At 64.7% G+C, this 9,093-nt stretch carries 12 protein-coding genes; all 12 read left to right on the forward strand.

What is annotated here, in order from left to right; translation table 11 throughout:
• On the forward strand, positions 1-198 hold a 198-nt coding region (locus A3736_RS09370), incomplete at its 5' end, for a flagellar basal body rod protein FlgC (protein WP_304439412.1).
• Positions 198-497, forward strand: coding sequence for a flagellar hook assembly protein FlgD (locus tag A3736_RS09375; protein ID WP_067680224.1), 300 nt, complete (start codon positions 198-200; stop codon positions 495-497). The genes A3736_RS09370 and A3736_RS09375, both read left to right, overlap by 1 nt.
• 27 nt (positions 498-524) lie before the next feature.
• Positions 525-1,337: a flagellar hook-basal body complex protein gene (locus tag A3736_RS09380; protein WP_067682164.1), complete on the forward strand. Its 813-nt coding sequence runs from the start codon at positions 525-527 to the stop codon at positions 1,335-1,337.
• Positions 1,338-1,386: 49 nt separating this feature from the next.
• Complete coding sequence (locus A3736_RS09385) at positions 1,387-2,127, forward strand: flagellar basal body rod protein FlgF (protein ID WP_067682166.1); 741 nt, start codon at positions 1,387-1,389, stop codon at positions 2,125-2,127.
• 33 nt (positions 2,128-2,160) lie between these two features.
• On the forward strand, positions 2,161-2,949 hold the full coding sequence (gene flgG, locus A3736_RS09390; RefSeq protein WP_067682169.1) for a flagellar basal-body rod protein FlgG: 789 nt from the start codon (positions 2,161-2,163) through the stop codon (positions 2,947-2,949).
• Positions 2,950-2,960: 11 nt separating this feature from the next.
• Positions 2,961-3,629 (forward strand): flagellar basal body L-ring protein FlgH, encoded by a 669-nt coding sequence (locus A3736_RS09395; protein ID WP_067682172.1) that lies wholly within the window; start codon positions 2,961-2,963, stop codon positions 3,627-3,629.
• 23 nt (positions 3,630-3,652) lie between these two features.
• On the forward strand, positions 3,653-4,750 hold the full coding sequence (locus A3736_RS09400) for a flagellar basal body P-ring protein FlgI (protein ID WP_067682175.1): 1,098 nt from the start codon (positions 3,653-3,655) through the stop codon (positions 4,748-4,750).
• Positions 4,747-5,052 (forward strand): rod-binding protein, encoded by a 306-nt coding sequence (locus tag A3736_RS09405; RefSeq protein ID WP_067682178.1) that lies wholly within the window; start codon positions 4,747-4,749, stop codon positions 5,050-5,052. The genes A3736_RS09400 and A3736_RS09405 overlap by 4 nt, the downstream gene beginning before the upstream one ends.
• Positions 5,052-6,392 (forward strand): flagellar hook-associated protein FlgK, encoded by a 1,341-nt coding sequence (flgK, locus tag A3736_RS09410; protein ID WP_067682185.1) that lies wholly within the window; start codon positions 5,052-5,054, stop codon positions 6,390-6,392. The genes A3736_RS09405 and flgK overlap by 1 nt, the downstream gene beginning before the upstream one ends.
• Positions 6,389-7,300 (forward strand): flagellar biosynthesis protein FlgL, encoded by a 912-nt coding sequence (locus tag A3736_RS09415; RefSeq protein ID WP_067682187.1) that lies wholly within the window; start codon positions 6,389-6,391, stop codon positions 7,298-7,300. The genes flgK and A3736_RS09415 overlap by 4 nt, the downstream gene beginning before the upstream one ends.
• A gap of 38 nt (positions 7,301-7,338) precedes the next feature.
• Positions 7,339-8,202 (forward strand): flagellar motor stator protein MotA, encoded by an 864-nt coding sequence (motA, locus tag A3736_RS09420; protein WP_067682189.1) that lies wholly within the window; start codon positions 7,339-7,341, stop codon positions 8,200-8,202.
• A 1-nt stretch (position 8,203) separates the two neighbouring features.
• Positions 8,204-9,031 carry a flagellar motor protein MotB gene (locus A3736_RS09425; RefSeq protein WP_067682192.1) on the forward strand — a complete coding sequence of 276 codons (828 nt, stop codon included), beginning with the start codon at positions 8,204-8,206 and terminating at the stop codon, positions 9,029-9,031.
• Positions 9,032-9,093 lie beyond the last annotated feature (62 nt).

Raw genomic sequence — 9,093 nt, forward strand, 5'->3', positions numbered from 1 at the left:
CGCGAAGATGTCGCGCCGATCCGCCGCCACGATCCCGGCCATCCCCTGGCCGACGAGAACGGCGACGTCTGGGAAGCCCCGGTCGATGAGAACGCCGAAATGGTCGAGATGCTCGAAGCCTCGCGCCAGTACTCCAACATGGTCGAGGCCCTCTCGACCGCCAAGCAGCTGATGCTTGAAACGATGAGGATGAAGTGATGGTTGCCATCTCCAACAACCCCGCAATCTCCAATGCGGCATCCAGCGCGCTGGGTCAGACGCAGGGCCGCGGCATGGACGCGCTTGGCCAGGGCGATTTCCTCAAGCTGCTGACCGTGCAGATGCAGCAGCAGGATCCATTCGAACCGGTCGATAACAAGGACATGCTGGCGCAGATGGCACAGTTTTCCGCGCTCGCCGGGTCGGCCGAAACCAACGAAATGCTCGAGCGGATCGCGGACAAGCTCGACCAGCTGATCGTCACCACCGAATCCGCTCAATCCGCTTCCGGCCTCTGAGCCCCTTTTCTCGACAGGAGTAAGTTCATGTCCTTTTATACCTCGCTGAACGGTCTCAAGAACGCACAGACCTCGCTCGGCACTCTCGCGCACAACATCGCCAACTCGGAAACCTACGGCTTCAAGCGCAGCCGGACCGAGTTTTCCGAAATCGTCGCGGGCACCTCGCTCAGCAATCCCAAGATGATCCAGGGCATCGGCGCTTCGGTGAAGTCGATCACGCAGAATTTCGCGCTCGGCCCGGTGGAACAGACCGGCTCCGCGCTCGACCTGGCGATCACCGGAGACGGCTTCTTCACCACCCGCTCTCCCATCGACGACACCACCCAATATACCCGCGCGGGCTCGTTCTCGCTCAACGGCGAAGGCGAAATTGTGGATTCCTCCAACAACAGGCTGCAATTGTTCGCGCTGGACGGAAATGGCGATCCCGATATCAACACGCTGCAGGACGCGGTCCTGCCGGCTCAGAACGCGGACGGTTCCGATTTCGTTGGGGTCACGGTGAATGAAGTCGGGATCGTCTCGGCGTCTTATGCGGACGGCACGTCCGAACCGGTGGGCGCGATCGCTCTCGGCAGCTTCATCGCACCGACCGGCCTCAAGAAGGTGGGCGATGCCAATTGGGAAGCCACCGGCCTTTCGGGCGGGGCGGTCTACGGCACGGGCGGATCGGGTGCGTTCGGCAAGATCGCATCGGGCGCGCTGGAGCGTTCGAACGTCGATATCGCGGAAGAGCTGGTCGGGCTGATCACCGCCCAGCGCAACTTCCAGGCCAATGCCAAGGCGATCGATACCGCCACCCAGATCTCGCAGACCGTCATCAACCTGCGGACCTGATCCTTAGCGGGGGCCCGGCTGACCGGGCTCCCGCAATCGGAGATTATCAATGGATCGCCTGATCTACACCGCCTTGTCCGGCATGAAAGCGTCGATGGATCGCCAGCGCGTGGTCGCCAGCAATATGGCGAACGCCAACACGTTGGGCTTCCGCGCCGAATTGCTCGATCAGCGCCCCGTCACCTTGCAGGGCATGCCCAACGAAGCGCGCGCCATGCAGACCGCGGCCGTGCGCGGGGCGGACATGGCACAGGGCGAATTCATAGAAACGGGCAAGTCGCTCGATATCGCGATCGCCAACGAAGCCTTAATGGCGGTGCAGGCCGAAGACGGCACCGAAGCCTATACCCGCCGCGGCGATCTCTCGGTTTCGGCCACCGGCCTGCTGGTCAATGGGGACGGGCGCACGGTCATGGGCGAGAACGGGCCGATCACGATCCCGCCGGGTGCCAATCCTGAGATTTCGCCCGATGGTACGATCAGCGTCGCCAATCTGGCCGCGCCCGATGCGCCGCCCGCCGAAGTGGGCCGGATCAAGCTCGCCACCTGGCAGGGCTCGCCGATCGCGAAGGGACTGGACGGCCTGTTCCGAGTGGAAGGCGGCGGCATCCTGCCGACCGACCAGGAAGCCACGGTCCAGGTCGGCGCCCTCGAACAATCCAATGTCAAATCGACCGAGGTCTTGGTCGACATGATCGATGCGCAGCGCCTGTTCGCAATGCGCAGCAAGCTCCTCTCCACCGCCAAGGATCTCGACCAGAGCGGCGCGCAACTGATGCGCCTCGGTTAATCGACCCCGGACATTTCGAAAAGGGATTAGACAATGCCCACATCAGCACTGCAAGTCGCCCGCACCGGCCTCGAAGCACAGGATTCGCGCATGCGCGTCATCGCCAACAATCTGGCGAACGTCGGCACCACCGGTTTCAAGCGCGACCGCGCGAATTTCGCCACGCTTGCCTATCAGGACGCACGCGTCGCGGGCCAGCGCAGTTCGGGTGAGACGGCCTATGCCACCGGCCTCAATCTGGGCACCGGCGTGGCGGTCCAGTCGACCAGCCAGATCATGACGCAGGGCACGCTCAACACCACCAGCAACGCCTTCGACCTGGCGCTGGACGGTGACGGGTATTTCCAGATCGAGATGCCGGGTGGGCGCACCGCCTATACCCGCGCGGGCGATTTCACCCTTTCGGCGGAAGGCCAGCTGGTCACGCAGCAGGGCTATGCCGTCCAGCCTGCGATCACCGTGCCCGAAGGATCGACCGCAATCTCGGTTTCGCCGGACGGGATCGTCTCCGCCACGCTGGCGGGCGAGGGCGAGCCGGTGGAACTCGGCCAGATCCAGGTCGCGCGCTTCACCAATCCGGCGGGGCTCCAGGCGATCGGCGACAACTTCCTGGTCGAGACCGGTGCCAGCGGCGCTGCCGAACTCGGCCCGGGCGGCGAAGCCGGGCGCGGCAATATCCGCCAAGGCATGCTCGAAGGTTCGAACGTCAACATCGTCGAGGAACTCGTCGAGATGATCGAATGCCAGCGCGCCTACGAAATCAGCTCCAAGATGGTCTCCGCCGTCGACGAGATGCTGCGCAACGCCAACCAGACGCTGTGAGGACCCAAATCATGAACGCTCCCGTCAAAGCCTGTGTCCTCGCCCTGCCGCTGGCGCTTATGTGCGCCGCCTGCGGCGGTGCCGGTGCGCGCCCGGTCGGGTTCGAAGCGGCCCTGCCGCCGCCGCCCGCGCCGCCTTCCTATGTCGCATCGGGCGACGGGGCGATCTACAATGCGAGCGCGGGATATGCGCCGCTCTATTACGGCAATCGCGCATCGCGCGTCGGCGATCTGATCACCGTGGTTCTCGTCGAACGCACTCAGACCAGCAAATCCACGAGCGGCAGCACGCAGCGCGGCGGCAGCGCCAGCCTGGACCTGCCCGCCTTCGTGCCCATCGACCCCGCCGATCTTAATGCGGGTGCCAATGCGTCGTTCAATGGGTCGGGCGATGCGTCGCAGGCCAGCTCCATCCGGGCGGACCTGACCGTCACCATCGCCGAGGTCCGGCCCAACGGCACGGCCCTGGTCCGCGGGGAAAAGCTGATGAAACTGAGCCAGGGAGACGAATGGGTGCAATTGTCCGGCATCGTCCGCCTGGCCGATATCGACCAGGACAATCGCATCCCCTCGATCCGCGTGGCCGATGCCCGCATCTCCTATTCGGGCGCAGGCGCGATCCAGCGCTCGGGCCGTCCGGGCTGGCTGTCGCGCTTCTTCTCCGTCGTGACCCCGTTCTGAGGAGCCCGGAGATGACTTTCCCCATGATCCGCAAACTCCTCATCGTCCTCGCCGCCATCGCGGCGGTGATGCCGGTTCCCGCCATGGCGGAACGCGTTCGCGACCTCGGCCAGTTCCACTCGGTCCGTTCGAACCAGTTGACCGGTTACGGCATCGTGGTCGGCCTCGACGGGTCGGGCGATGACAATTTCGCCTATCTGACACAGGCCATGCGGGGCGTTTCCGGGCGACTGGGGCTGCAATTGCCGCCCGGCGTCAATCCCGCGCTCAAGAACGCGGCCGCCGTCATCATCACGGCCGAGCTTCCCGCCTTCGCCAAGCCCGGCCAGCGCATCGACGTTACCGTGTCCACCATGGGCAAGGCCAAGAGCTTGCGCGGCGGCGCGCTGATCATGACCCCGCTCTACGGGGCGGACGGGCAGGTCTACGCCATGGCGCAGGGCAATCTCGCAGTCGGCGGTCTGGGCGTGTCCGGACAGGACGGCTCCAAGCTGACCGTGAACGTGCCCACCGTGGGCCGCATTGCCGACGGGGCCACCGTCGAAGCCGCCGTCGCCAGCAATTTCGACTTCAGCGAAGTGCTGCGCTGGAATCTGTTCCAGGCCGATTTCATGACCATGACGCGCGTGCGCGACGCGATCAACGCCGCCTATCCCGGCATGGCGCGGATCGAGGACGGCGTCACGCTGGCGCTCGCCATGCCGACCGGAGCGGATACCCGCGCCGGGCTGATGGCGAATATCGAGATGCTCGACGTCTCGCCCGCCGAACGCGCCGCCAAGGTCGTCATCAACAGCCGCACCGGCACGATCGTGATTTCGAGCGCCGTGCGCCTTGCCCCTGCCGCGATCAGCCATGGCAGCCTGGTGGTGCGGATCGACGAGAACCCACAGATCGTCCAGCCCGCGCCCTTCGCCAACGGCCAGACCGCGATCGAGGACGACACCACGATCACCGCGCGCCAGGAAGGCAGCTACGTCACCGGGATCGGTCCGGGCGCCTCGCTCGCCGAAGTGGTGGACGCACTGAACGCGCTGGGCGCCAGCCCCGCCGATCTGGTCGCGATCCTGGAAGGCTTGAAGCAGGCCGGATCGCTGACTGCGGAACTGGTGATCATATGAGTCCGATCGGCCTTTCTCCGGCAGCAGGACCGCTTTCGACGGCGGATCCGATCAAGCCTCCCGAAGAGGGGCTGAAGGAAGCCGCGCAGGCCTTCGAGGCGATCCTGCTGCGCCAGATGCTGTCCAGCGCCCGCGCCACGGATTTCGGCGGTAACGATTTATTCGGGGGTGAAGGCGAAAAGACGTTTGCCGAAATGCGTGATTCGCAATTCGCCGACATCGTCTCGAAATCGGGACAACTTGGTTTCGCCGAAGCGATCGAGCGCCAGCTCTCTCGTTTCCTGCCGCAGGATGATAGCTGATGGCATCAGACCTTCTCTCCATTGCAGTCAGCGGAGCTCGCGCTGCGCGCGGCGCGCTCGACGTGACGGCGCAGAATATCGCCAACGCGTCGAGCGACGGCTATTCGCGCCGCAGCCTGCGGCTGGAGGAGGTTTCCGCCGCGGGCGGGGTAGGCCGGGTCGGTGACATCTCGCTATCGGGCGCGCGCATCGCCGAAATCCGGCGCAATGCCGATCCGTTCCTACAGGGCGAGGTTCGCCGGACGGGCGGCGATCTGGCGCGCGCGGATATCGAGCTGAAGGGCCTGCGCAACATGGAAAGCGCGCTCGAACAGTCGGGCGTCTACGATGCGATGGTCGAATTCGAAGCATCGCTCCAGCAATTGGCGGGCGATCCCGTTGATCCCGCGCGACGCGCGGCGGTGCTGGGCGAGGCCGAAACGCTGGCCGCCAAGTTCAACATCACCGCCGACGGGTTCGATGCGGTGCGCAACGGCCTGCAATTCGACGCCGAAGCCGAAGTGAGCGAAGCGAACATCATCGGCCAGGAAATCGCGCGGATCAATCTGCGGATGAACCGCGCAGGGCCGGGATCGAGCGATCGCGCCTCGCTGCTCGACCAGCGAGACCTGATGCTTGAACGGCTTTCGGGCCTCACCTCGATCACCACCAGTTTCAGCGCCGATGGGACCGTGGCGGTATCGCTCGGCACCAATCCGGCGCGCAGCTTCGTCAATGGCGGCGCCGCCGAGACCTTGAAAATCCGCGAATATGTCGATGGCGTTCCGGTCTTCGAAATCGGTGGGCAGGAAACGAAACCGACCAGCGGCAGCCTCGGCGGCGCTTCCCTGGCATTGACCGATCTGGCCGCCGTCCGCATCCGGCTGGACGATCTGGCCAACGGCTTCGCCACCACGCTCAACGCCGCGCAGGCGAACGGCGCTGCGCTCGACGGATCGCCTGGCCAGCCGCTCTTTTCCGGAACCACCGCCGGTACGCTCAAGGTCGCGCTGCAGAGCGGCGCGGGCCTCGCCACCGCGCCTGCCGGGTCGCCCGCAGGCAGCCGCGATGCCAGCAATCTCGACGCGCTGCGCCAGGAGCTGAAAACCAACGACCCGATCCAAGGCTTCAGCAGCCTGCTGTTCGACGTGTCGAGCAAGGTTTCGGGCCGCACCGTCACGCAGAGCGCGCTGGAAACGATCGCGTCCACCGCACGCATCTCGCTCGAACAGCAAGCCGGCGTCGATCTCGACACCGAGGCGGCCAATCTGATCCGGTTCCAGCAGGCCTTTCAGGCTTCGGGCCGGGCGATGCAGACCGCCAGCGACATCTTCGACACTCTGCTTGGAATCGGCCGATGATCAATCTTAGCACCGGAGCCTTCTACGAGCGCAGTTCGAGCCAGATCGGCACGCTGCGCAATCGCGCCGAGTCCCTGCAGAAGATGATCGGCAGCGGCGAAAAGCTGGAACGCTCGTCCGACGATCCCGTGGCCGCGGCGCGCCTTCGCACACTGGCGCGCGGCGAACGCCTGGCCGAAGTCGACAATCGCAATTCCCAGCTCGCCCAGGCCGACCTTCAACTCACCGATCAGGCGCTGAATTCGGTCGCCGATATCGTGATCCGCGTGCGCGAACTGGCCGTGCAGGGCAGCAACCAGACGCTGAGCGACGAACAGCGCGCCGCGATCGGTGCCGAAATCGGCACCCTTTCTGAAAATCTCCTGCTGCTCGCCAACGGTCGCAATGCCGCCGGGCACGCGCTGCTGGGCGGGCAGGCGAGCGGTGCGGCCTACGAAAATATTGCCGGCGTGGCGACCTTCGTGGGCACGAATACCGTCGATCCGCTCGAAATCGGCGAGGGCCAGACCGTGACGCCCGGGCTGACCGGGCCGCAGGTTTTCGAATTTACCGACGCCAATGGCGCGACCGACCTGTTCCAGGTATTCGGCAATCTCGCCGCCGCGTTGAATGCGGGCGGTACGGCGGCCTCGGATGCGAGTTCGGCGGCACTCGGGTCGCTCGATGTCGGTCTGGAAAAGGTCACCACGGCGCAGACCATGATCGGTTCGCGGCTCAACTGGGTCGATCTGATGGACGAGCGGCGCGAGAAGAATTCCGAACGCGTCGCCGCCGAACAGGGCGATGTGGGCGGGGCGGATATCGCGCTTACCATGACGCGACTTCAGGAAACCCTCACCGTGCTCGAAGCCACGCAGGCCAGCTTCGTAAAGCTTTCGAACCTTTCGCTTTTCTCGATGCTGCGCTGATCGCGCGGGCCGACCAATAGATTGATGGAGTTAGTCCAGTGTACGCGATCATCGGAATAGTCGTTCTGCTCGTCATGGTGTTCGGCGGGTTCACCATCAGCGGCGGCTCGCTGGGCCCCGTCATGAAGGCGATGCCGTTCGAAATGCTGATCATCGGCGGCGCCGCGATCGGCGCGATGATCGCGGGCAATTCGCTCGATCATCTCAAAGCGATCGGCGCGGCTTTCAAGAAGATCTTCAAGGGGCCGCAGCATACCAAGCAGGACCATATCGATGCGATCGCGCTGACCAGCCAGCTGATGAAGCTGCTCAAGAACGATGGCCCCGTCGCGCTGGAAAGCCATGTCACCGAGCCGGAAAATTCCGCTATGTTCAGCGCATACCCCAATATCCTCGCCAACAAGCCGCTGGTCCATCTGATCAGCGACACGCTGACCTTGCTGGTCGTCTCGTCCGGCACGCTCGAAGTGCATGCCGTGGAAGAGGTGATGGACAATGCGATGAAGACGCATTTCCATGAACTGCACGAGCCGCAGCATGCGCTTCAGACGCTGGCGGATGCGCTGCCCGCGTTGGGCATCGTCGCGGCCGTTCTCGGCGTGGTGAAGACGATGGGTTCGATCGATCAGCCGCCCGCCGTGCTCGGCAAGATGATCGGCGCCGCGCTGGTGGGGACGTTCCTCGGCGTGCTGCTCGCTTACGGGATCGTCGCGCCGCTGGCGGGCCGCCTCAAGCAGGTGCTCGAACAGGACGAGATGATCTTCCACGCGGTGAAGCAGGTGATCATCGCCTCGCTCTATGGCCATCCCCAGCCGCTGGTGGTGGAATCCGCCCGCTCGGGCCTCGGCCATCATATCCGCCCCGGGCTGAACGAACTGCTCGACGCGCTCAGGGGCCGCTGAGATGGCCAGCGCGTCCGAGGGGCGCAACGATCCCGCTCCGATCATCGTCAAGAAGATTACCGTCGTCGAAGGCGGGCATCATGGCGGCGCGTGGAAGGTGGCCTATGCCGACTTCGTGACGGCTATGATGGCATTCTTCCTGCTGATGTGGCTGCTCGGCGCGACTACCGAAGACCAGCGCAAGGGCCTCGCCGACTATTTCACGCCCACTCTGGTCAAGACCAAGGAACAGAGCGCGGGCGCGGATGGCATTCTCGGCGGCTCGTCGCTGACCGATGTCGACAATTACCCCCACGCCGCCGGACAGACGGGAACCAAGACGCTTACCGTCCCCCGCGATGCGACTGGCGGCCCGAAGGAAGGCGCCGGCAAGATCAAGCGCATCGAAGACCGTGCTCAGGAGCGTCTTGCGAAGAAGGAGCATCTCAAGAAACTGATGCGCCAGGTCCGCATGGTCGACACGACCGAGGGGATCCGGATCGATCTGGTCGACGATGCCGATTTTTCGATGTTCGCGCTCGGCACGACCGTCTTGACTTCGGATGCGCGCGAATTGCTCGATCTGATCGGAGAGGCCGTGGCGCCCGAAAAGGGCGAAGTGATCGTTCGCGGCCATACCGATGCGTTGAAGTATCGCGATACGACGCGGGTCAACAATTGGTCGCTTTCGGCAGGGCGGGCCGAAGCCACGCGGCAGGCGTTGATGCGCCAGGGCGTCGCGGACGGACGCTTCCGCCGGATCGAAGGCGTCGCGGATACCGAACCTCTGATCAAGGACGACCCGACCGATCCGCGCAACCGACGCATTTCGATCGTGATCGCCGATTGAGGATCGCGCGCGGGCTGGTCACGGGACGCCGCGCTTGATAGCGGCGGTCCTCCCTTTCGAAC

The organism is Erythrobacter sp. HI0063 (genome assembly GCF_001635685.1).
Taxonomy (GTDB): Bacteria; Pseudomonadota; Alphaproteobacteria; order Sphingomonadales; family Sphingomonadaceae; genus Qipengyuania.

What these genes read in the sequence shown, in the direction of transcription:
- A3736_RS09375 (WP_067680224.1), top strand. Translation starts at nt 198, where the DNA reads ATGGTTGCCATCTCCAACAACCCCGCAATCTCCAATGCGGCATCCAGC.
- A3736_RS09380 (WP_067682164.1), top strand. Translation starts at nt 525, where the DNA reads ATGTCCTTTTATACCTCGCTGAACGGTCTCAAGAACGCACAGACCTCG.
- A3736_RS09385 (WP_067682166.1), top strand. Translation starts at nt 1,387, where the DNA reads ATGGATCGCCTGATCTACACCGCCTTGTCCGGCATGAAAGCGTCGATG.
- flgG (WP_067682169.1), top strand. Translation starts at nt 2,161, where the DNA reads ATGCCCACATCAGCACTGCAAGTCGCCCGCACCGGCCTCGAAGCACAG.
- A3736_RS09395 (WP_067682172.1), top strand. Translation starts at nt 2,961, where the DNA reads ATGAACGCTCCCGTCAAAGCCTGTGTCCTCGCCCTGCCGCTGGCGCTT.
- A3736_RS09400 (WP_067682175.1), top strand. Translation starts at nt 3,653, where the DNA reads ATGATCCGCAAACTCCTCATCGTCCTCGCCGCCATCGCGGCGGTGATG.
- A3736_RS09405 (WP_067682178.1), top strand. Translation starts at nt 4,747, where the DNA reads ATGAGTCCGATCGGCCTTTCTCCGGCAGCAGGACCGCTTTCGACGGCG.
- flgK (WP_067682185.1), top strand. Translation starts at nt 5,052, where the DNA reads ATGGCATCAGACCTTCTCTCCATTGCAGTCAGCGGAGCTCGCGCTGCG.
- A3736_RS09415 (WP_067682187.1), top strand. Translation starts at nt 6,389, where the DNA reads ATGATCAATCTTAGCACCGGAGCCTTCTACGAGCGCAGTTCGAGCCAG.
- A3736_RS09425 (WP_067682192.1), top strand. Translation starts at nt 8,204, where the DNA reads ATGGCCAGCGCGTCCGAGGGGCGCAACGATCCCGCTCCGATCATCGTC.